Below are 21,076 nucleotides of genomic sequence, written 5' to 3' on the forward strand. Positions count from 1 at the left end.
GCCTTTCGTTCAGCCTGTGGCCTGCGCCACCTGGGCGGAGGTCTTGCCGAAGCGGCGCTCACGAACTGCGTAGTCGGCCAAGGCTTCGTCCAGCGCGGCTTCGTCGAAATCGGGCCAGAGCTTGTCGCTGAAATACAGCTCGCTGTAGGCGCACTGCCACAACAGAAAGTTGCTGATGCGATGCTCGCCACCCGTGCGAATCAGCAGATCGGGGTCGGGCACATGCGCGAGCGCTGTCGCGCGCCCCAGCGATTCTTCATTGATCGGCTGGCCGCTGGCCGCCACCCGCGCCGCGGCCTGGGCGATGTCCCAACGTCCGCCGTAGTTGAAACACACGTTGAGCACCATGCGCGAATTGGCCGCCGTGGCAGCCTCCGCCTGCGTCAGGCTTTGCTGCATGCGCGCGGACAAGGAATCGCGATCACCCACGAAATACATGCGGATGCCCGCCCGATGCAGCTCAGGCACCTCATTGGCCAACGCCTTGCCCATCAGCTCCATCAGCCCGCTGACTTCTTCCTCAGGGCGATTCCAGTTCTCGGAAGAGAACGCGAACACCGTCAGCACCTTCACGCCGCGTTCGGCGCAGGCGCGGATGCAGCGACGCAAGGATTCGACACCCTGACGGTGCCCGGCAATGCGCGGCAATAGGCGCTTGTGCGCCCAACGGCCATTGCCGTCCATCACGATGGCCACGTGATGAGGCGCTGGGCGGGCCGCTGCGGACGCAGCGGAAGACAAGCGGGGAAACGCCATGTTGCGGCGAAAGACGAAAGATCCGAAGCGCTGCGCTTCAGACTTCCATGATGTCCTTTTCCTTGGAGGCGACCAAGGCATCGATCTCGGCGATGTGTTTGTCGGTGGACTTCTGGATGTCGGCTTCGGAACGTTTTTGGTCGTCCTCCGTGGCCTCTTTGTCCTTGACCAGGCGCTTGATCGCTTCGTTGGCGTCGCGGCGCAGGTTGCGCACAGCGATCTTGGCGTTCTCGCCCTCGCTGCGCACGATCTTGGTCATTTCCTTGCGGCGCTCTTCGCTCATGGGCGGCATGGGCACGCGAATCAGATCGCCCATGCTGGCCGGGTTCAGGCCCAGATCGCTCTCACGGATGGCCTTTTCGATCTTGGCACCCATGCCCTTCTCCCAGGGCTGCACGCTGATGGTGCGCGCGTCGATCAGCGCGACGTTGGCAACTTGGGACAAGGGCACGTTGTTGCCGTAGTACTCGACATGGATGGTGTCCAGCAGCGCGGGGCTGGCGCGCCCGGTGCGGATCTTGGTCAGGTTGTTCTTGAACGCAGCGATGGATTGATCCATCTTGGTCTGCGTGTTGGATTTGATGTCGGCAATGGTCATGTCAGTATCTCCAATCGCGGATTATTGCCCGCTGCCGGGGCATGGCGACGGTGGGGCGCCGGGGCAAGCCCTCAGGCGCCGCGGCTGGCGCATTCGCTGCAACCGGCCTGCGGCGCATTGGGTCCGCCCGAAGGACGGTTGCCAGGCGCTTCTCAGACGTGCACCAGAGTGCCTTCATCGCCACCCAGCACCACGCTCTTGAGGGCACCGGGCTTGAAAATCGAAAACACTTTGAGAGGCAGCTTCTGGTCACGGCAAAGGGCGAACGCCGTCGCGTCCATGATGCCCAGGTTGCGGCTCATGGCCTCGTCGAACGTGAGCGTGGCGTAGCGTGTGGCGGTCGGGTCTTTCTTGGGATCGGCCGTATAAACGCCATCCACCTTCGTGGCCTTCAGCACCAGTTCGGCACCGATTTCGGCACCGCGCAGCGCGGCTGCGGTGTCGGTCGTGAAGAAGGGGTTGCCCGTGCCTGCGGCGAACACCACCACCTTGTCTTCTTCAAGGTACTGCAGCGCCTTGGGGCGCACGTAAGGCTCAACCACCTGCTCAATGGCGATGGCGGACATCACCCGCGCCGTCATGCCATGCTTGTTCATGGCGTCGGCCAGGGCCAGCGCGTTCATCACGGTGGCCAGCATGCCCATGTAGTCGGCGGTGGCGCGATCCATGCCGACCGAGCCGCCCGCCACGCCGCGAAAGATATTGCCGCCGCCAATGACCACCGCGACCTGAACACCCAAGCCCGTCACCTCGGCAATCTCGCCCACGATGCGCTCGATGGTCGCGCGGTTGATGCCAAACGCGTCATCGCCCATCAGGGCTTCACCAGAGAGCTTCAGCAGAATCCGCTTGTGAACAGGTTTGGCTTTGGTCATGGGCATGTTCGGGTGAATAAAGGGAGCGGGTGGCTCAAGTTGCGCGGCGTGCTGCAGCGGCGCCACCCAGGCGCGCCGCAGCCTTGGCGCCGATCAGGCCTTGCCTTGGGCGGCAGCCACTTGCGCAGCCACTTCGGCCGCGAAGTCGTCGGCCTTCTTCTCAATGCCTTCGCCCACCACGTACAGCGTGAAGGCGGAGACTTGCGTGCCTTTTTCCTTCAGCATCTGCTCGACCGATTGCTTGTCGTTCTTCACGAAAGCCTGGTTGAACAGCGAAACCTCTTTCAGGAATTTCTGCACCGAGCCTTCGATCATCTTGGCAGCGATATCGGCAGGTTTGCCAGATTCGGCCGCCTTGGCGGTCGCCACGCTGCGCTCTTTCTCGATCAGCTCGGCGGGCACGTCGGCGCCGGTCAGCGCGGCGGGCTTCATCGCGGCCACGTGCATCGCCACGTCTTTCGCGGCGGCTTCGTCGCCCTGGAACTCCACCAGCACGCCGATGCGGGTGCCGTGCAGGTAGTTGGCCAGTTGCGTGCCGGATTTGCGCACGAAGCGGCGGAAGCTCATGTTCTCGCCGATCTTGCCGACCAGGCCCACGCGCACGTCTTCCAGCGTGGGGCCGAAGCCGTCTTGCTCATACGGCAGCGCGCCCAGTGCGGCGATGTCGGCCGGGTTGTTTTCTGCCACCAGCTTGGCGGCGCCTTGCGCCATGGCCAGGAACATTTCGTTCTTGGTCACGAAGTCGGTTTCGCAGTTCACTTCGATCATCGCGCCCACATCGCCTGCCACGTAGGCAGCCACGACGCCTTCGGCCGTCACGCGGCTGGCGGCCTTGCCAGCCTTGGTGCCCAGCTTGACGCGCAGCAGCTCTTCGGCCTTGGCCATGTCGCCATCGGCCTCGGTCAGGGCTTTCTTGCACTCCATCATCGGGGCGTCGGTCTTGGCGCGCAGTTCGGCGACCATGCTTGCAGTGATTGCTGCCATCTTGTTTCTCCGTCGGTTCGGTTAAGTGGCGCCGCCCTGGGCGCCCTGAAAATCAGCTTACGAAAAAAGGGGCTTGCGGCCCCTTTTTAGTGCCACGGCGTGACGCCTCAGCGTCGGCCCGGCAGGAGGCGCAAAACTCAGGCGGACGCCTGGCCTTCCTCGACTTCGACGAACTCGTCGTCGCCTTCGGCCTGAACGGCCTTGACCACGTCGTTCACGGCGTTGGCTTTGCCTTCCAGCACAGCGTCGGCCATGCCGCGGGCGTACAGCGTCACAGCCTTGGCCGAGTCGTCGTTACCGGGAATCACGTAGTCGATGCCGTCGGGGTTGTGGTTGGTATCCACCACGCCGATCAGCGGAATGCCCAGCTTTTGCGCTTCGGACACGGCAATCTTGTGGAAACCCACGTCGATCACGAAGATCGCATCGGGCAGGACGTTCATGTCCTGGATGCCGCCGATGTCGCGCTCGAGTTTCTGCATTTCGCGCGAGAACATCAGCTGCTCTTTCTTGCTCATGCTTTCCAGACCGGCTTCCTGCTGAGCCTTCATGTCCTTCAGGCGCTTGATGGAAGTCTTCACCGTCTTGAAGTTGGTCAGCATGCCGCCCAGCCAGCGCTGCTCGACATAGGGCATGCCACAGCGGCGGGCTTCTTCAGCGACGATTTCGCGGGCCTGGCGCTTGGTACCAACAAACAGAATCGTGCCGCGCTTGGCTGCCAACTGCTTGGCCACCTTCTGCGCGTCCTGGAACATCGGCAGCGATTTTTCCAGGTTGATGATGTGGATCTTGTTGCGATGGCCGAAAATGTACGGGGCCATCTTGGGGTTCCAGAAGCGCGTTTGGTGACCGAAGTGGACACCGGCTTCCAGCATTTCACGCATGGTGACGGACATAGGAATACCTTCTCAAGGTTGGATCTAAAAGCCAGCCCGCAGATCACCGGATTCGGCCAAGAACGGCCGGCGGGCGACACCTCGTGGGGCTGGTTTGCGATTTGTTCTGCCGCTTGCAGCGCCAAGGCGGCGCCATTCAGCAAAACCGCAGGATTCTAGCACGCCAGCACCCATGTGCGGGGCCATTAGGCCTTCGGCGCCGCCGTGATCTTCGCCCCGCCAGGCGCACACCTGGCCCGAATATCTCTATGATTCGCGCCGCGGTGGCGATCGGCCGCCCCTCACTTGTCTCAGTCCGCGGTTATTCACCGCAGTGCCCTCCCCCATGAAAATCGCGATTCTTGGCGCCGGTATCGTTGGTGTCGCCACGGCGTATGAGCTGGCGTGCGACGGCCACGAGGTGACCGTGGTCGAGCGGCACGCGAGCGTGGCCGAAGGCGCCAGCTTCGCCAACGCCGGCGTGCTTGCGCCCGGGTATGTCACGCCCTGGGCCGCCCCCGGCATGCCGGGCAAGGTGCTGCGCCAGCTGCTGACCAAGCACGCCTCGGTGCGCGTGAGCCGCCCCCTGTCGGGCGGTGACATCGCCTGGATGCGCCGCTGGCTGCGCGCCTGCGATGCCGACACCTACCTGGCCAACCGTGCGCGCCTGCAGCGCCTGGCGTTCTACAGCCGCCAGCGGCTGAACGAGGTGGCTGGGCGTATGGCCTACGACTTCGACCGCAGCAACGGCTACATGGTGCTGCTGCGCGGCGACCAGGAGCGCGAAATGGCGCAGCCGGGCATGGCGCTGCTGCGCGAGCTGGGGGTGGCCTTTCACGAAATCACCGGCGCCGAAGCGCGCCAGATCGAACCCGCGCTGAACCCCGACACCCCGCTGGCCGCCGCCATTTTTCTGCCCGAAGACGGCGTGGGCAATTGCCGCCAGTTTGCCGTCATCCTGCGCGATGCGGCGCAGCAGATGGGCGTGAATTTTTCGTTCAATACGCCTGTAGCGCGCATTGATACAGCGCAACCAGCTACCATTTACGTAGCAAACGACCCCACCGCGCACCACTTTGACGCGCTGGTCGTGTGCGCGGGCGTGCAGTCGCCCGAACTGCTGGCGCCCCTGGGCATTCGCCTGCCGATGCGCCCGGTGTATGGCTATTCCGTGAGCGCGCACGTGCCAGAACCTGTTTTCGCCCCGCGCAGCGGTGTGATGGACGAGCGCTACAAGGTCGCCATCAGCCGCATGGGCCAGCGCGTGCGCGTGGCGGGCTCTGCTGAGATCGGCGGCACGCCGGACGCGACGAACCAGCACGCGCTGCAAACCCTGTACAAGGTCTTGTCGGACTGGTTCCCTTCCGCCGGGCGGCTGTCGCGGGGCGTGCAGGTCTGGAAAGGCGCCCGCCCCATGCTGCCGGACGGCCCGCCGGTGATCGGCGCCAGCGGCCGACCTGGCCTTTGGCTGAACCTGGGGCATGGCTCCAGCGGCTGGGCCTTGGCGTGCGGCAGCGCCCGCGTGCTGGCCGACCAGATTGCCGGGCGCCAACCCGAGATAGACACCGAAGGCCTGGGGCCGGATCGCCTGCGCTGAGCGCCGCTGCCGTGCCAAGGCGTCGAAGCAAGTTTGCTAAGCCTCAACAAGCCAGGATCAGAACCGGCCCTCGGTTGGGCGGGCTTGGTCGATCAGCCTCTCGCTGCACCCACCGGCCGACCCGTTTCGCGCTTTCAGCACCGGCCACGACGGCGCAGCCACGCATTGCCTCGCATGCACAATCGTCGCCATGCCGCACCTCTTGCGATTGGACACACCGCACGCGCTGCACAGCGTCGTCGCCACCCGCCGCGTTGAGGAACGCGCGGCGGCCCAGTTGCCGCCCAACACCCTGATGCAGCGCGCGGGCCTGGCGGTGGCGCGGCTGGCGATGGCGTTGGCGCCTCACGCCCGCACGATCTGGATCGCCTGCGGCCCCGGCAACAACGGCGGTGACGGGCTGGAAGCCGCCCTGCACCTGCAGCGCTGGGGGCGCACGCCCCACGTCACCTGGCTGGGCGATGCCGATCGCGCGCCCGCCGACGCCCGCGCGGCACTGGCGCGTGCGCTGGATGCGGGCGTGCAGCTGCGCGACCAGCCGCCTGCGGCTGACCGGCTTGGCGAGCAGGATGTGTGCATTGACGCCCTGCTGGGCATCGGCGCCGCGCGCCCGCCAGAGGGCCGCATGGCCCATTGGTTGGCGCACATGGCCCACAGCCCGGCGCTGCGCCTGAACGTGGATGTGCCCAGCGGGCTTGACGCCGATACCGGTTGCCTGCTTTCGCCCGACGCTACGCCTTTGATAGCTGCCAGCGCAGGCCACACCAGCGCCAGCGGCTTGTTTGGCACTGAAAGCCGAACCCATACGCTGAGCCTGCTCACCCTCAAGCCAGGGCTGTTCACCGCGCAGGGGCGCGACGCTTGCGGCACCCTCTGGTTCGACGATCTGATGGTGCCTCTGGGCGAAGAGCCCGCCACGGCCTGGCTGTCTGGCGCGCCCGCCACCGCGCACTATGCGCACGCCAGCCACAAAGGCAGCCGGGGCGACGTCGCCATCGTCGGCGGTGAAACCCTGCGCCCCGCCGCCAAGGGCGCGGTCAGCGCGGTCGATGCCTCGCACCCCGGCGCCACCGCCATGGCGGGCGCGGCCTTGCTGGCCGCCAGCGCCGCGCTGCACGGCGGCGCCGGGCGCGTATACGTGGGCCTGCTGGGCCAGCCGCAGATCGACTGCGATGTGGCGCAGCCCGAATTGATGTTTCGCGACCCGCAGGCGCTGCCGCGGGCCAGCCTGACGGTGGTGTGCGGCTGCGGCGGCGGCGCTTCGGTGGCCGCGCTGCTGCCCGCCATCCTGGCGCAGGCGCCGCGCCTGGTGCTGGATGCCGACGCACTCAACGCCATCGCCCATCGGCCCGACTTGGCCGCCGATGTGCGCCGAAGGGCGGACGGCAACTTGGCCACCGTGCTGACGCCGCACCCGTTGGAGGCCGCGCGGCTGCTAGGCACCACCACGGCCGAGGTGCAGCGCGACCGCCTCGCCGCAGCGCAGGCGCTGTCTGCGCGCATGGCGGCGGTGGTGGTCTTGAAGGGCAGCGGCACCGTGATCGCCGCGCCGGGCAAGGCGCCGCACATCAACCCCACGGGCAACGGCCTGCTGGCCACGGCGGGCACGGGCGACGTGCTGGCGGGTTTGACGGGGGCGCGACTGGCCGCGGGGCAGCCTGCGTTTCAGGCCGCGTGCGACGCGGTGTACCAGCACGGCGCGGCGGCAGACGCCTGGCCGCGCGGCCACGGCTTGACCGCCGGCGCGCTGGCCAAGTCGCTCGGTTAGCGGGCCGGCGGCGCGCGCCGCAGCCAGGGGCTGTTCAAGTACCGGTACCTAAGAACTGGGGGCGTTCAGCAGGTCAGCCGCGCCCCACAAACGGCATCTTGGTCGCCATCACGGTGTGGAAAAGCACGTTCACATCCAGCGGCAGGTTGGCCATGTACAGCACCGATCGGCCCACGTCGGCCACGTCCATCATCGGCTCTACGGCAATCTGGCCATTGGCCTGCGGCACACCCTTGGCCATGCGCGCGGCCAGTTCGGTCATGGCGTTGCCCACGTCGATCTGGCCCACGGCGATGTCCCACGGGCGGCCGTCCAGCGCGGCGGTCTTGGTCAGTCCCTTCACCGCGTGTTTGGTGGCCGTGTAGGCGGCCGAATTGGGCCGCGGCGTGGTGGCCGAGATCGAGCCGTTGTTGATGATGCGGCCGCCGCGCGGGCTTTGCGCCTTCATGGTGCGAAACGCCTGCTGCAGGCAGAAGAACATGCCGTTCAGGTTGACGTCGACCACCGCGCGCCATTGCTCAGGCGTCCAGTCTTCAAACGGGCCGGGCGGGTTGCTGAGCCCCGCGTTGTTGAACAGCAGATCGACGCGGCCAAAGCGCTCGACCGCCGCGGCAAACAGCGCTGCCACCGCACTGGCGTCGCTCACGTCGGCAGGAAACGGCATGGCGCGGTCGCCGGCGCCTGACTCGGCGGCCACGGCCTCGAGCGGCTCGCGCCGGCGCCCGGCCAGCACCACCTGCCAGCCGTCGTTCAAAAGCGCCAGCGCCGACGCGCGGCCAATGCCGCTGCCCGCGCCCGTGACGATGGCGGTGCGCGGCGATGGTGTGACTGCTGAATTCATGCGAATCTCAAATAAAAATGGCTTCCAGCGCAGGCTGCACCAGCGCTGACAGCTACACTAAAAATAGCAAACCGGAATTCACCCGAACCTCAATCGGGGCCGGCCGGCGCGCACCGGCGCCGATCGGCACCGGTGCACATCGCTCAACGCCGGGTCTTGCGCGGCTTGCTGCTCTTCTTGGCGCGGCCCGTCGCCTTCTTCAGGCTGGCCTTGAGTGCCTGGATAGGCGACATCGCCTGGCGCGACGGCCCTTCGCCATCGGCGCGCGGCGGGCGCGCCGCACGGCCGCCGGCTTTGGCCGACTTAGCCGACTTGGCTGGTTTAGCGGTATTGCCCGCACGGCCTTCGGCGGCGGCACTGCCGGCGCGATCGCGTGGGGGGCGCGCTGGCAGCTCGTCGTTTTCAGACACCATGCGGAAGTCGATCTTGCGACCGTCCAGATCCACCCGGCTGACCTGCACGCGCACCTTGCTGCCGATGATGTAGCGAATGCCGGTGCGTTCGCCGCGCAGCTCCTGGCGCACTTCGTCGAAGCGGAAATACTCGCCGCCCAACTCGGTGATGTGCACCAGCCCTTCCACGTGCAACTCGTTCAGCGTGACGAACAGCCCGAACGTGGTGACGGCCGTCACCGTGCCGTTGAACACCTCGCCGAGGTGCTCTTTCATGTACTTGCACTTCAGCCACGATTCGACGTCGCGGCTGGCCTCTTCGGCGCGGCGTTCGTTGGCGCTGCAGTGCAGGCCTGCGGCCTCCCAACCCAGCAGCTCTTCAGAGAGCCGTTTGGGCGGCGCGCCCTCGTCCCGCCTGCGCGAGGCGCTCTGCTTTTTCAAGCGGCGGGTCAGCTTCTCATGCGCCTCGCCGGGCGTGGGCAGATCGGGCAGCTGGTACTTGCGGTCCTGCAGGATCGCCTTGATGACGCGGTGCACCAGCAGGTCGGGGTAGCGCCGGATCGGGCTGGTGAAGTGCGTGTACGCCTCATACCCCAGGCCAAAATGGCCGCTGTTGGTGGGCGTGTAGATCGCCTGGCTCATCGAGCGCAACAGCATCATGTGGATCTGCTCGGCGTCGGGGCGGTCCTTGGTGGCTTCGGCGATGCGCTGGAATTCGCTGGGGTGCGGCTCGTCGCTGATCGACAGGCCCAGGCCCAGCGCCTTCAGGTAGGCGCGCAAAAGCTCCATCTTCTCGGGCGTGGGGCCCTCGTGCACGCGGAACAGGCCCGCGTGCTTGCTGCCCAGGATGTAGTCGGCGCTGGACACGTTGGCGGCCAGCATGCACTCTTCGATCAGGCGGTGCGCGTCGTTGCGGGTGCGCGGCTCGATCCGCTCGATGCGGCCCGATTCGTCCGCAATGATCTGCGTCTCTACCGTGTCGAAATCCACTGCCCCGCGGGCGTGGCGCGCCTTGAGCAAGGCGCGGAACACGTCATGCAGGTTCTCAAGGTCCTTCACGCGCGCCTTGCGCTTCGCCGCCTCGGGCCCGCGCGTGTTCGCCAGGATCGCGGCCACCTCGGTGTAGGTGAAGCGGGCATGGCTGTGCATCACCGCCGGGTAGAACTGGTAGGCGTGCACGTCACCGTTGGCCGTGACCAGCATGTCGCACACCATGCACAGGCGATCAACGTCGGGGTTCAGCGAACACAGGCCATTGCTGAGCTTTTCAGGCAGCATCGGGATGACGCGGCGCGGGAAGTACACGCTGGTGGCGCGGTCGTACGCGTCCACGTCGATCGGGCTGTTCGTCTTGACGTAGTGGCTGACATCGGCAATGGCCACCAGCAGGCGCCAGCCGTTGGGCTTCTTGCCCCGGCCGGTGACCACGGCGGGCTCGCAATACACCGCGTCGTCGAAGTCGCGTGCGTCTTCGCCGTCGATGGTGCACAGCGGCACGTCGGTCAGATCGACCCTGCCCGCCTTATCAGCCGGCCGAACGGTGTCAGGCAGCGCGCGCGCCTCGGCCATGGCGGGGGCAGAGAACTCGTGCGGCACGCCGTACTTGCGCACGGCGATCTCGATCTCCATGCCCGCGTCGTCGATGTCGCCCAGCACCTCACGAACCCGGCCGATGGGTTGGCCGTACAGGGCCGGCGGCTCGGTCAGCTCGACCACCACCACCTCGCCGGCCTTGGCCTCGCCAATGCCCTGCTTGGGAATCAGCACATCCTGGCCGTAGCGCTTGTCTTCCGGCGCCACCAGCCAGATGCCGCCTTCGTGCAACAGCCGCCCGATGATCGGGTGCGGCGGGCGCTGCACGATTTCCACCACGCGGCCCTCGGGGCGGCCGCGCTTGTCGTGGCGCACCACGCGCACCTTAACGTGGTCGCGGTGCAACACCGCGCGCATCTCGTTCGGGGGCAAATAGATGTCGGGAGAACCGTCATCTGGCGACACAAAACCGTGCCCGTCGCGGTGCCCTTGCACCACACCTTCAATTTCTTCCAGCCCGATGCTGGTTATGTTCGAATTTTTGATATAGAATCCTTGCTTGTCCTGATGCCCAGGTGGCGGAATTGGTAGACGCACTAGTTTCAGGTACTAGCGGGTAACTCCGTGGAGGTTCGAGTCCTCTCCTGGGCACCAAAGAGATGTTGGCATGAAGTCTGAACTTAACAGACCGAATGCCCTTAAGAAGCCACCTTAGGGTGGCTTTTTTCTTGCCCGCGCGTTGTTGCGCCGCCTTGTCGGCGCAGTTTGTTGGCAGGAAGCCACACCCGACACCCGCCTTGCCAAGCCTGTGCCCTGCGCGGCACACGGCCGCGCCAAGGTTCAGGCCAAGGGCAGACGACAAGCGCAGCGACAGCCTCACGCGGTCAGACCGGCACGGCCACCAGGTCGTGGCCTTGGGTACCGACGATGCGGGCGCGCGTGAACTCGCCCACCTTCAGCGTCTTGCTGATCTTCTCGGGCGGCAGCAGCTGCACCACCCCATCGATTTCCGGCGCGTCGGCGTAGCTGCGGCCCACGCCGCCTCTCCGCCCCTGCGCGGGTGCCGAATCCACCAGCACCTGCATGGTCGCGCCCACGCGTTCGCGCAGCTTTTCAGTGGAAACGGCCTCGGCCACTTCCATGAAGCGCGCGCGGCGTTCTTCGCGCACTTCGGGCGGCAGCATGCCTGGCAGCGCGTTGGCGGTGGCACCTTCCACCGGCGAATAGGCAAAGCAGCCCGCGCGGTCGATGCGCGCCTCGCGCACGAAATCAAGCAGGTGCTCGAACTCGGCCTCGGTCTCGCCCGGAAAACCGGCGATGAAGGTCGAGCGGATCACCAGTTCAGGGCACATTTCGCGCCAGCGGGCGATGCGCTCCAGATTTTTCTCGCCGCTGGCGGGCCGCTTCATACGACGCAGCACGTCCGGGTGGCTGTGCTGCAGCGGCACATCCAGGTAGGGCAGCACCCTGCCCTGCGCCATCAGCGGAACGATTTCATCCACGTGCGGGTACGGGTACACGTAGTGCAGGCGCACCCACGCGCCGTGCGGCTCGGCCAGCTCGGCCAGCTGCTGCACCAGATCGAGCATGCGCGTCTTGACGGGCCGCCCATCCCAGAAACCGGTGCGGTACTTCACGTCCACCCCGTAGGCCGAGGTGTCCTGGCTGATCACCAGCAGCTCTTTCACGCCGCCTTCGAACAGCGCCTTGGCTTCCTTCAGCACGTCGCCCACGGGCCGGCTGACCAGGTCGCCGCGCATCGACGGGATGATGCAGAACGTGCAGCGGTGGTTGCAGCCTTCGCTGATCTTCAGGTACGCGTAGTGGCGCGGCGTGAGCTTGAGGCCCGCCTCGCCAAACGCGCCGGGCACCAGGTCGATGAACGGGTCGTGCGGCTTGGGCAGGTGCTGGTGCACCGCGTCCATCACCTCTTGCGTGGCGTGCGGGCCCGTGACGGCCAGCACCGATGGGTGCAGTGATCGCACCAGGTTATCTGAGCCATTTTGGCCTTCAGCGCCCGCCGTACCAGCGCTGGCAGCTATCGTTTTTGCACCAAGGCAACCGGTGACGATGACTTTGCCGTTGACCGACAGCGCCTCGCCAATCGTGTCCAGGCTTTCCTTCACGGCTTCGTCGATGAAGCCGCAGGTGTTGACGATGACGAGGTCGGCCCCTTCAAACGTCTTGCTGGTGGCGTAGCCTTCGGCAGAGAGCTGGGTCAGGATCAGCTCAGAGTCGGTGAGCGCCTTGGGGCAGCCCAGCGAGACGAAGCCTACGCGGGGTGCTTCGGTCTTGAGTGCGGCCGCCGGCGCGGCATCGGTGGTGGTGGTCATGTTCTTTTCAGGTGGCGCGGCCAGACTTGGCGCTGGCTGGTTGCGCAGATTCGCAGCGGAAATCTCCGCCCCGACCGTGTGCTGTGCGGCGCAGCGGCACAAGGTGGCAGGGGCTGGATGGAATGGCCCAGCGTGCTGTAGGAAAGGCCAGGAAGGTCAGGGTGGGATGCGCACATTGGCGCAGATCGCGCGTTGCGCAGAATTTGAACGGGCCCTGATCGCCCGGCGCCACATGGGCCAACTGTCTTCGCTGCATCGCGTCGTAGTTGAAGCTGAGGCCTCGCGCCTTTTGCGCAAGGTGCAAGCAGCGTGCATTGTATGCGCTCAGCGCGTTGCGGGCGTCGGTACTGCGGCAAGGTACCCGCGCTGCCGATCATTCAGTGCATCGGCCCGGTCGGCAAGCGCTTCCTGGCGGCAGTGCGCCCGGCGCCCGGCACCCGGCATTCCTGCACGTCAGCGCCGCTTCAGCGCTTGAGGCCGAAAGCGCCCCACATTTGCTCGGTCTGCCGGTTCATCTGCTCCTGCATCTGCAGGAACATGTTCTTAGACTGCTCCAGGTAGTTGCCCATCACGCCCTGCATGAGGGGCGACTGCATGGTCAGGAACTGCGACCACATCTCGGGCGTAAGCCCCTTGGACTGGTCGGCCAGCTTGGCCTGGATTTCCATGAACGACTGGATGTTTTTCTCGAGGTAGCTGCCCATGAAGCCCTGCATCGCATGGCCATAGAAGCGAATGATGTTGGACAGCATTGCCTCGGTGAACATGGGCGAGCCGCCCGCCTCTTCTTCCAGAATGATTTGCAGCAGGATGCTGCGCGTGAGGTCTTCGCCGGTCTTGGCGTCGCGCACGGCGAAATGCTCGCGGCTCATGACCAGTTCGCGCACCTGGGCGAGCGTGATGTAGCTTGAGCTGGTGGTGTCGTACAGGCGCCGGTTGGGGTACTTCTTGATCACGCGCTCGGCCGTGGGAGGGGGGACCGCAGAGCCTTTGGGGGTCTTCGGCTCAGTGGAGGGCTTGCTACGGCTCATGTCGAACGAACGGGAAACTGCTGCATCGCCAAGGATTCTAGGTTGCTGCTGCGCCGCACCATGCACAGGCTTTCCCTGATGCGAGCAAGATTTTTCGCCATTTGGGTGCCGCCCGATCACCCGCTTTGTGAAGGGCCTTGGGCGGAGCGTTTTCACTCTACGCAAGCCATGCGACCTTCGGCGGCAGGCTGAGCAGGCGCGCCCGCTCAGCGTCCGTTAGCGGGCTTTAGCGCCCGTACAGCCAGGGCACGTCCATCAGGCGCGCGCCCATGACCCGCATCAAGGCGTCGCGCCCCAGGCGCATCAGGCCGGTGGAATGGAAGATTTGCCCGTTGCGGGCGGATCGCGCCTGCACGCGCGCGCAGCGCTCCCAGCGCGCCAGGGCATAACGCTTCAGCCGCGTGGGCACATCCACGGCGTCCATCGCCATGGCGCGCCCGAGCTCGGCCGCGTCCTCGATGGCCATGCCGGCGCCTTGGGCAAGAAACGGGCGCATCGGATGCGCGGCGTCGCCCGCCAAGGCCACCAGGCCGCGCGCCATCTGGTCGGCCCCGCGCACCGGTGGGCGATCGGCCAGCGCCCACAGGCGCCAGGTGGCGGCGTTCAGGCTGGCGCCGGGCGCGGCTTCCAGCAATTCCTGCAGCGGGGCACAGACTCGGCCCAGGGCGTGCATCAGATCGGCCTGGTTGGCGCCGTGGTCCCAGTCGTGGGCATCCGAGGGCGGCGCGCCTTCGACGATGGCCACCACGTTGGTCCACTCGCCGTGCCGCACGGGGTACTGCACGACGTGCACATGCGGGCCAAGCCATGCAGTGACCTGGTTGGCGCGCAGCGCAGGCGGCAAATCGGCGGTGCGCAGCATGGCGCGGTAGGCCAGATGCCCCGTGACGCGCGGCGGGCCATCCTTGATGAGCGCCTGGCGGATGGGGCTCCACACGCCATCGGCGGCCACCAGCACGTCGCCTTCCACTCGGTAGGTGGCGCCAATGGTCAGCGTGACGGCGCCTGCGGCGTCAGAGAAATCCGTGACCGGCTGGTTCAGATTCACGTGAATGCGCTCGTCGCGCATCGCCGCACGGGCCAGCGCGCGGTGCAGATCCGCCCGGTGCACGGTGACATAGGGCGCGCCGTAGCGTTCGATCGAGCGCGCGCCCAGCGGCAGCTGGCCCAGCACCTCGCCGGTCAGCGCGCTGCGGGCCTGCAGCTGCTCCGGAAAGGCGGCGACCACCTGCAGCTCGTCGCCCAGGCCCCAGTCGCGCAAGATGCCGGTGACGTTCGGCCCCAGCTGAACGCCCGCGCCCACCTCGCTGAACGCGGGGGCGCGTTCGTACAGGCGAACTTCACAACCGGCCCGCGCGCAGCCCAGCGCCGCGGCCAAGCCACCAATCCCGCCCCCTGCGATCAACACTTGCAATGCGCTCATGACCCCCGATTGTGCCGTGACGCGGTGCGCGCCCTGCACAGGGCGGCCGGGCATGATCCGCGCAGCGCGCAGGCTGCACCTGTCGATGCGCTCAGGGTCACAAGCGACGGGGCCACGCGCATCGGGCGGCGTGGCCGCAAAGACGTGCTGGGCGCGAACCGCCGTGGCGGAATTCGCGCAGCTGACGGACAGCCCCTTACGCTGTCAGATCGCAGCCAACGCTCTCAAACCAATAGCTCCCAGCGCCCTACCCGCCTGCGCTGGCGGCCAGTTGGATTCAAAAACTGGCGCATTCCACCGCTGTGCAGCGCTCGCGCGGCACTGCACAGCGACCGGCGCCGCTTACGCCAGCAGCTGGCGCAGCACGTAGGGCAGGATGCCGCCGGCGCGGAAGTAGTCCACCTCGATCGGCGTGTCGATGCGCAGCGTCAGCGTGGTTTTCTTCTTGCTGCCATCGGCGCGGGTGACGATCAGCTGCGCGTCGCTCTGCGGGGTGAGCTGCTCGTCGCAGACGATCTCGATCAGCTCGTCGCCCTTCAGGCCTAGCTTTTCCCACGATTCGCCGGCCTTGAACTGCAGGGGCAGCACGCCCATGCCCACCAGGTTGCTGCGGTGGATGCGCTCGAAGCTCTTGGCCACCACGGCCTTGATGCCCAGCAGCTGCGTGCCCTTGGCCGCCCAGTCGCGGCTGGAGCCGGTGCCGTATTCCTCGCCCGCGAAGATCACCGTGGGCACGCCCGCGGCGATGTACTTCATGGCCGCGTCGTAGATGAACTGCTTGCTGCCCTGCTCCGGCCCCGGCTGCTGGTACAGCGTGACACCGCCCTCTTCGCGGCTGCCGTCGGGTTGCGGCGGGATCATCAGGTTTTTGATGCGCACGTTGGCGAAGGTGCCGCGCATCATCACTTCGTGGTTGCCGCGGCGCGCGCCATAGCTGTTGAAGTCGGGCTTGTGCACGCCGTGCTTCAGCAGCCACTGGCCGGCGGGCGAGGTGTCCTTGATGCTGCCGGCCGGCGAGATGTGGTCGGTGGTGATGCTGTCGCCAAACAGCGCCATCACGCGCGCACCGGTCACACGATGGTCATCATTTTGGCCGCCAGCGCCCGTCTGGCCTGCGCCGGCAGCTCCTGATTCCATAGTGAAATCGTCAAAGAACGGCGGCTGCGCGATGTAGGTGCTGGTGGGCCAGTTGTAGACCTGGCCGGTCACGCCTTCGATGCGCTCCCACAGGTCGCCCGGCTCGGTGGCCACTTTGGCGTAGTTCTCGCGGAAGGCCTTGCCCTTCATCGCGTACTTGAGCAGCTTGTTGATTTCGTCGCTGGTCGGCCAGATGTCGCCCAAGAACACGTCCTTGCCGCCCTTGCCCTTGCCCACGGGCTGGGTCATCAGGTCGACCATGACGTTGCCGGCGATGGCGTAGGCCACCACCAGCGGCGGGCTGGCCAGGAAGTTGGCCTTCAGGTTGGGGTGGATGCGCGCCTCGAAGTTGCGGTTGCCCGACAGCACGGCGGCGCAGATCAGGTCGTTCTTGACGATGGCCTCGTTGATCTCAGGCGCCAGGTCGCCGGCGTTGCCGATGCACGTGGTGCAGCCGTAGCCCGCCAGTGCAAAGCCCAGCTTTTCGAGGTAGGGCATGAGGCCGGTTTCGGTCAGGTACTCGGTAACGATGCGCGAGCCCGGCGCCAGCGATGTCTTGATGTGCGGCTGCACCGTCAGGCCCGCCTCCACCGCTTTCTTGGCCAGCAGGCCCGCCGCCAACAGCACGCTGGGGTTGCTGGTGTTGGTGCAGCTGGTGATGGCCGCGATCAGCACGTCGCCATTGCCCAGGCTGTAGCGGTAGGGGGTGGACGGCTCGATCACGTCGGCCACGGCCAGCGCGGATTCGAGCGTGGGGCGGTTGGCCACCATTTCCACCACCTCGCGCGGTGCGCCAGCGGCTGGGGGCTGGGCGGTGGGCGCCGTCTCTTCGGCTTCGATGTGGGCATCGCGCACCACGTCCACTCGATTGCGCAGCTCGGCGGCGGGGCGGTTGAAACCGTTTTCGCCCATGGGCTTGGAATACAGGGTTTCGAACTGCGCGGCCACGTGGCCGATCTCGATGCGGTCTTGCGGGCGTTTGGGGCCGGCCAGGCTGGGGCTGACATCGCCCAGGTCGAGCGTGATGACCTGCGAATAGTCGATGTCGCCCGCCTTGGGCACGCCAAACAGGCCCTGGGCGCGGAAGTACGCCTCAAACGCCTCGATCTCGGCCTTGGTCCGGCCGGTGCCCTGGAAGTATTCGATGGTGCGCTCATCCACGGGGAAGAAGCCCATGGTGGCGCCGTATTCAGGCGCCATGTTGCCGATGGTGGCGCGGTCGGGCAGGCTGAGCGTGCGCGTGCCTTCGCCAAAGAACTCGACAAACTTGCCCACCACCTTGTGGCGGCGCAGGATTTCGGTGACGGTGAGCACCAGGTCGGTCGCGGTGCAGCCTTCGCGCAGGCGGCCCTTCAGCTCGAAGCCCACCACGTCGGGTGTGAGGAAATACACCGGCTGGCCCAGCATGGCGGCCTCGGCCTCGATGCCGCCCACGCCCCAGGCCACCACACCGATGCCGTTGATCATGGTGGTGTGGCTGTCGGTGCCGACCAGGGTGTCGGGGTAGTAAACGCCGTCGGCGCGCTTGTGCACGCCACGCGCCAGGTATTCCAGGTTCACCTGGTGGACGATGCCGAAGCCCGGGGGCACCACGCCGAACGTATCGAACGCCTGCATGCCCCACTTCATGAATTCGTAGCGCTCGCGGTTGCGCAGGAACTCGAGCTTCATGTTCAAGTCCAGCGCGTTCTTCTTGCCGTAGAAGTCGACCATCACCGAGTGGTCGACCACCAGATCCACCGGCACCAGGGGTTCGATCTTCTTGGCGTCCTTGCCCAGGCGCTGGGCGGTGGAGCGCATGGCCGCCAGGTCGGCCAGCAGGGGCACGCCGGTGAAATCCTGCAGCACGACGCGGGCCACGGTGAAGGGAATCTCGTCGGTGCGGGCGGCGTTGGGCTGCCAGTTGGCCAGTTGCTGAACGTGCTCGGGCGTGACCTTCAAGCCATCGCAATGGCGCACCACCGATTCGAGCACGATGCGCAAGGACACCGGCAGCCGCTTGATGTTGGGAAACTTCCTGGCCAGGGCCGGCAGGGAATACAAGTCACCCGTCTTGCCGGAGGCGGTTGTAAAACTCTTACGGGCAGAGGCGAAAGCGTGGGAATTTTTGGTAGCCATGACGTTTTCCTTCAACAAATGGCAGGAGCGCACAACGCGCCTTTCCTTATTGTGTCAGGCGTCAAAGGACTTTGGCGACCAAAGGGGAAAGCCTTTCTTGACCTGGGTTGAAGGAGCGCGGCGCTTGCGTGCTGGTACGGCCCGCGCTGGCCCGGGCCGGCTGGCGCCGCGGTTCGCACTGGCGGTGGTGCCGCCAATCGTGCGTGAAGGGGCAGCGGTACTGCCGCCCAGTAAAGCAGACGGCACGCCGCAAAAAGCACCTCAGCGCTTGGCCGGCGCCTTCATGCCAAGCTGATCGGCAGGCACAACGCCGCCGCAGTCGGCGCTGACAAAGCGCATCTCCGACTCACTCTGCATGCTTTGCTTGCCCTGGCGGCCGGTGGTGACCATCTCCATGCGCGTCACCACGCGGTTGCTGGCCACTTCCGACTGGCCCTTGCCTTTGACGGTATTGCCGTCCTGCTGGCAGCTGAACTCGTACTGCGTGACGTTGCCTTCGCGCTTGACCGTAGGCGGCTGGCACTTGGCGTCGGTCGGCATCTTAGGCGCCTCTTGCGCCGCCATGGCTGGGCTGATGCACAGCCGGTGCGCGCCTGCCGGGCCAGCGCCGGCGCCACCCATGGCGGCCTCCATCTGCTTGCGCTGCTCGGGCGTCAGCTTGGCCATGGCGGCCTTCATCTGTTCGGCAGCGGCGGCCATCTGGGCGGTTTGGTCCACGCCGTTGACCACTTGCTTGGTCATGCGCAGCTCCCAAAGGCCTGGCTTGATGGACTGCGCCTGTGCCTGCGCGTGGCCGGCCGTCAGTGCAGCAGCGACTGCCCACAGGCACATGGCGGGGTGATTGAGTTTCATGGTCTTCCCTCCGAATTGGAAGTGGCGATGGTAGGCCCGCAAGGCCACGGTGGCTATCCATGGGCCGCGCATTTGCGGCTTGATTGGCAGCGCGGGGCCTATGGAAAGCCCCAACATCCCCAAAAGCCGGCACGCCGAACGCCAAAAAGGGACAATACGCCCCCATGAAAGCCCCCGAATTGCTGCTGCCGGCCGGCAGCCTCGACAAGATGCGCGCCGCCTACGACTTCGGCGCCGACGCCGTGTACGCAGGCCAGCCGCGCTACAGCCTGCGCGCGCGCAACAACGAATTCCGCCTGGAGCAACTCGCCGAAGGCATTGCCGAGGCGCACGCACGGGGCAAAAAGCTGTTTGTCACCAGCAACCTGATCGCCCACAACGACAAGGTGCGCACCTACCTGCGTGATTTGCAGCCGGTGGTCGAGCTCAAGCCCCACGCGCTGATCATGGCCGACGCGGGTCTGATCATGCTGGTGCGCGAGCAGATGGAAAAAGGCCTGTGGCCGCACGTGCCGATCCACCTGTCGGTGCAGGCCAACAGCACCAACTGGGCCGCGGTGAAGTTCTGGCAGCGCGCGGGCGTCGAGCGGATCATCCTTTCGCGCGAACTGAGCCTGGCCGAGGTGGAGCAGATCCGCAACGAATGCCCCGACATCGAGCTGGAAGTGTTCGTGCACGGCGCGCTGTGCATCGCCTATTCGGGCCGCTGCCTGCTGTCGGGCTACTTCAACCGGCGCGACCCTAACCAGGGCACCTGCACCAACGCGTGCCGCTGGAACTACAAGACCGTGGACGCCGATGTAGACCCCAATACGGGCGAAGCCCTGGCGCGCGGCGAGCGGCTGGACGGCTTCAGCTTCGGCGCCGAGGCTGAGCGCGCTGAGCAGGCCGCGCTGGGCGGCGAATCCACCTGCGGCAATGGCCAGCGCCACCCGTCGGCCGACAAGGTGTACCTGATCGAGGAAGAAGGCCGCCCCGGCCAGCTGATGCCGATCATGGAGGACGAGCACGGCACCTACATCATGAACAGCAAGGATTTGCGCGCGGTGGAGCTGGTCGAGAAGCTGACCAAGATCGGCGTGGATTCGCTCAAGATCGAAGGCCGCACCAAGAGCCTGTACTACGTGGCCCGCACCGCGCAAACGTACCGCCGCGCCATCGACGACGCGGTGGCTGGCCGTCCCTTCAACCCCGCGCTGATCACCGAGCTGGAAGGCCTGGCCAACCGCGGCTACACCAGCGGCTTTCTGGAGCGGCGCCCCGCCAACGACTACCAGAACTACGAAACCGGCCATTCCGTGGCCACACGCAGCCAGTTCGTGGGCGAAGTCAAAGCCGTGCAGGACGGCTGGGCAGAAGTGGAAACCAAGAACCGATTCGCCGTGGGCGACTGGATCGAGATCATCCATCCCCAGGGCAACCGCACCGTGCGCCTGGACGTCATGAAGAACGCCGACGGCCAGGCGATCGAAGTGGCCGCGGGCAACCCGCTGCGCGTGTGGATTCCGGTGGACGGCCCGGCAGAGCACGCGTTGATCGCCCGCCTGCACCAGGCGCCGACGGCCGAAACGGTATAGATAGCAGGCAAATGTGCCTCCAGCGCAGGCTTAACCAGCGCTGGAAGCTATCTATTTCATAGTATTTCGCAACCCTCGTCGTGCGGCGGACATGCGTATCCGCCCTGCACAGGCGGACACGCTTGGCCACGGTGCGCCGTGGCGTGGCAGTGCCATGCGATGCGCATTCCCGTGACGGATTCGTGGGCTGATGCGCGCATAGCCGACGCGCTGCGGCCAAACCGCCGCCGCGTTGCTTACACTTTGGGATTACTTTCCGATCTTGCGCGGCGTGCCCGACTGAAACGTGGCCGCCAACCAGGTCTGATCCCCACCCTGCATGTCGCTGATTTGCCCCCGATGTGGCGCCGAAAACCGGCCCCACGCCAAGTTCTGCCTGAAGTGCG

Annotated in this window: 15 protein-coding genes, 1 tRNA gene and 1 pseudogene; 5 read left to right on the forward strand and 12 right to left on the reverse strand. The window is 66.2% G+C overall.

The annotated features are described in order from the left end of the window. Window positions 1-9 precede the first annotated feature (9 nt). The 5 genes from uppS to rpsB all read right to left on the reverse strand — a co-directional run bounded on the left by uppS (window position 10) and on the right by rpsB (window position 4,109). Window positions 10-756, reverse strand: coding sequence for a polyprenyl diphosphate synthase (gene uppS, locus C6570_RS14065; RefSeq protein ID WP_106703783.1), 747 nt, complete (start codon window positions 754-756; stop codon window positions 10-12). A gap of 37 nt (window positions 757-793) precedes the next feature. Continuing rightward, window positions 794-1,354: a ribosome recycling factor gene (gene frr, locus C6570_RS14070; protein WP_106703784.1), complete on the reverse strand. Its 561-nt coding sequence runs from the start codon at window positions 1,352-1,354 to the stop codon at window positions 794-796. A gap of 152 nt (window positions 1,355-1,506) precedes the next feature. Further along, on the reverse strand, window positions 1,507-2,229 hold the full coding sequence (pyrH, locus tag C6570_RS14075; protein ID WP_106704710.1) for a UMP kinase: 723 nt from the start codon (window positions 2,227-2,229) through the stop codon (window positions 1,507-1,509). Window positions 2,230-2,322: 93 nt separating this feature from the next. Next, window positions 2,323-3,213, reverse strand: a complete 891-nt coding sequence (gene tsf / locus C6570_RS14080) for a translation elongation factor Ts (RefSeq protein ID WP_106703785.1) — start codon at window positions 3,211-3,213, stop codon at window positions 2,323-2,325. Between the two features lie 137 nt (window positions 3,214-3,350). Continuing rightward, entirely contained in the window at window positions 3,351-4,109 is a 759-nt protein-coding gene (gene rpsB / locus C6570_RS14085) for a 30S ribosomal protein S2 (RefSeq protein ID WP_106703786.1), read from the reverse strand. A 325-nt stretch (window positions 4,110-4,434) separates the two neighbouring features. Between rpsB and C6570_RS14090 the strand changes: the two genes are divergently transcribed. Next, window positions 4,435-5,685: a D-amino acid dehydrogenase gene (locus tag C6570_RS14090; protein WP_106703787.1), complete on the forward strand. Its 1,251-nt coding sequence runs from the start codon at window positions 4,435-4,437 to the stop codon at window positions 5,683-5,685. Between the two features lie 190 nt (window positions 5,686-5,875). Continuing rightward, entirely contained in the window at window positions 5,876-7,453 is a 1,578-nt protein-coding gene (locus C6570_RS14095) for an NAD(P)H-hydrate dehydratase (protein ID WP_106703788.1), read from the forward strand. A gap of 73 nt (window positions 7,454-7,526) precedes the next feature. Here the strand turns inward: C6570_RS14095 and C6570_RS14100 are convergent, their stop codons facing one another. Beyond that, a complete protein-coding gene (locus C6570_RS14100; RefSeq protein ID WP_106703789.1) occupies window positions 7,527-8,294 on the reverse strand; it encodes an SDR family oxidoreductase in 768 nt (255 codons plus the stop codon). Between the two features lie 143 nt (window positions 8,295-8,437). Then, window positions 8,438-10,726 (reverse strand): ribonuclease R, encoded by a 2,289-nt coding sequence (gene rnr, locus C6570_RS14105; protein WP_245896497.1) that lies wholly within the window; start codon window positions 10,724-10,726, stop codon window positions 8,438-8,440. A 62-nt stretch (window positions 10,727-10,788) separates the two neighbouring features. On the opposite strand from rnr, the gene C6570_RS14110 reads away from it, so the two are divergent. Further along, window positions 10,789-10,873 (forward strand) — tRNA-Leu (locus C6570_RS14110). Between the two features lie 230 nt (window positions 10,874-11,103). Here C6570_RS14110 and rimO read toward each other — a convergent pair. The 5 genes from rimO to C6570_RS14135 form a co-directional block, all read right to left on the reverse strand. Then, entirely contained in the window at window positions 11,104-12,552 is a 1,449-nt protein-coding gene (gene rimO / locus C6570_RS14115; protein WP_106704712.1) for a 30S ribosomal protein S12 methylthiotransferase RimO, read from the reverse strand. A gap of 464 nt (window positions 12,553-13,016) precedes the next feature. Continuing rightward, window positions 13,017-13,583, reverse strand: coding sequence for a polyhydroxyalkanoate synthesis repressor PhaR (phaR, locus tag C6570_RS14120; RefSeq protein ID WP_106703790.1), 567 nt, complete (start codon window positions 13,581-13,583; stop codon window positions 13,017-13,019). 226 nt (window positions 13,584-13,809) lie between these two features. After that, the gene (locus C6570_RS14125) at window positions 13,810-15,006 is read right to left on the reverse strand and encodes an FAD-dependent monooxygenase (protein WP_106704713.1); all 1,197 of its coding nucleotides are present in this window, start codon (window positions 15,004-15,006) and stop codon (window positions 13,810-13,812) included. A gap of 342 nt (window positions 15,007-15,348) precedes the next feature. After that, window positions 15,349-18,261, reverse strand: coding sequence for an aconitate hydratase (locus C6570_RS14130; RefSeq protein ID WP_106704714.1), 2,913 nt, complete (start codon window positions 18,259-18,261; stop codon window positions 15,349-15,351). A gap of 261 nt (window positions 18,262-18,522) precedes the next feature. Further along, window positions 18,523-19,113: a DUF3617 domain-containing protein gene (locus C6570_RS14135; RefSeq protein ID WP_164675548.1), complete on the reverse strand. Its 591-nt coding sequence runs from the start codon at window positions 19,111-19,113 to the stop codon at window positions 18,523-18,525. A gap of 164 nt (window positions 19,114-19,277) precedes the next feature. Between C6570_RS14135 and trhP the strand changes: the two genes are divergently transcribed. Next, the gene (trhP, locus tag C6570_RS14140; RefSeq protein ID WP_106703792.1) at window positions 19,278-20,690 is read left to right on the forward strand and encodes a prephenate-dependent tRNA uridine(34) hydroxylase TrhP; all 1,413 of its coding nucleotides are present in this window, start codon (window positions 19,278-19,280) and stop codon (window positions 20,688-20,690) included. A gap of 319 nt (window positions 20,691-21,009) precedes the next feature. After that, window positions 21,010-21,057, forward strand: a pseudogene (locus C6570_RS18595) (hypothetical protein); the annotation flags it as partial. Window positions 21,058-21,076: the final 19 nt, after the last annotated feature.

Source organism: Ottowia oryzae, assembly GCF_003008535.1.
In the GTDB taxonomy this organism is placed as follows: domain Bacteria; phylum Pseudomonadota; class Gammaproteobacteria; order Burkholderiales; family Burkholderiaceae_C; genus Ottowia; species Ottowia oryzae.

What these genes read in the sequence shown, in the direction of transcription:
- uppS (WP_106703783.1), bottom strand. Translation starts at nt 756, where the DNA reads ATGGCGTTTCCCCGCTTGTCTTCCGCTGCGTCCGCAGCGGCCCGCCCA.
- frr (WP_106703784.1), bottom strand. Translation starts at nt 1,354, where the DNA reads ATGACCATTGCCGACATCAAATCCAACACGCAGACCAAGATGGATCAA.
- pyrH (WP_106704710.1), bottom strand. Translation starts at nt 2,229, where the DNA reads ATGACCAAAGCCAAACCTGTTCACAAGCGGATTCTGCTGAAGCTCTCT.
- tsf (WP_106703785.1), bottom strand. Translation starts at nt 3,213, where the DNA reads ATGGCAGCAATCACTGCAAGCATGGTCGCCGAACTGCGCGCCAAGACC.
- rpsB (WP_106703786.1), bottom strand. Translation starts at nt 4,109, where the DNA reads ATGTCCGTCACCATGCGTGAAATGCTGGAAGCCGGTGTCCACTTCGGT.
- C6570_RS14090 (WP_106703787.1), top strand. Translation starts at nt 4,435, where the DNA reads ATGAAAATCGCGATTCTTGGCGCCGGTATCGTTGGTGTCGCCACGGCG.
- C6570_RS14095 (WP_106703788.1), top strand. Translation starts at nt 5,876, where the DNA reads ATGCCGCACCTCTTGCGATTGGACACACCGCACGCGCTGCACAGCGTC.
- C6570_RS14100 (WP_106703789.1), bottom strand. Translation starts at nt 8,294, where the DNA reads ATGAATTCAGCAGTCACACCATCGCCGCGCACCGCCATCGTCACGGGC.
- rimO (WP_106704712.1), bottom strand. Translation starts at nt 12,552, where the DNA reads ATGACCACCACCACCGATGCCGCGCCGGCGGCCGCACTCAAGACCGAA.
- phaR (WP_106703790.1), bottom strand. Translation starts at nt 13,583, where the DNA reads ATGAGCCGTAGCAAGCCCTCCACTGAGCCGAAGACCCCCAAAGGCTCT.
- C6570_RS14125 (WP_106704713.1), bottom strand. Translation starts at nt 15,006, where the DNA reads ATGAGCGCATTGCAAGTGTTGATCGCAGGGGGCGGGATTGGTGGCTTG.
- C6570_RS14130 (WP_106704714.1), bottom strand. Translation starts at nt 18,261, where the DNA reads ATGGCTACCAAAAATTCCCACGCTTTCGCCTCTGCCCGTAAGAGTTTT.
- C6570_RS14135 (WP_164675548.1), bottom strand. Translation starts at nt 19,113, where the DNA reads ATGAAACTCAATCACCCCGCCATGTGCCTGTGGGCAGTCGCTGCTGCA.
- trhP (WP_106703792.1), top strand. Translation starts at nt 19,278, where the DNA reads ATGAAAGCCCCCGAATTGCTGCTGCCGGCCGGCAGCCTCGACAAGATG.